Genomic DNA, 272 nt, shown 5'->3' on the forward strand with positions numbered 1-272 from the left:
TTGTCACCGGTGTTGTTAATGTCGTTGCCGTCGCCGGTCACGTCTGTACCGGTGGAGCCTGCACCGTCGGCAGTGTTTTTGCCACCGTTGTTGATGGTGTTGTCGTTGCCGTCCACGTCAGTGCCGGTGCCGCCGTTGGTGGCGCCGTTATCACCGGTGTTGTTGATGTCGTTACCGTCGCCGGTCACGTCAGTACCGGTGGAGCCTGCACCGTCGGCAGTGTTTTTACCGCCGTTATCAACCGTGTTGCCGTCTCCGTCCACGCTGGTGCC

General features: G+C 60.7%; 1 pseudogene. It reads right to left on the minus strand.

Annotated elements, in window-relative coordinates:
• A pseudogene (locus OGW44_RS00080) lies at positions 1–272 on the minus strand (hypothetical protein); the annotation flags it as partial.

It is taken from the genome of Citrobacter sp. Cb023, from assembly GCF_030336805.1.
Classification (GTDB): Bacteria; Pseudomonadota; Gammaproteobacteria; order Enterobacterales; family Enterobacteriaceae; genus Citrobacter; species Citrobacter braakii.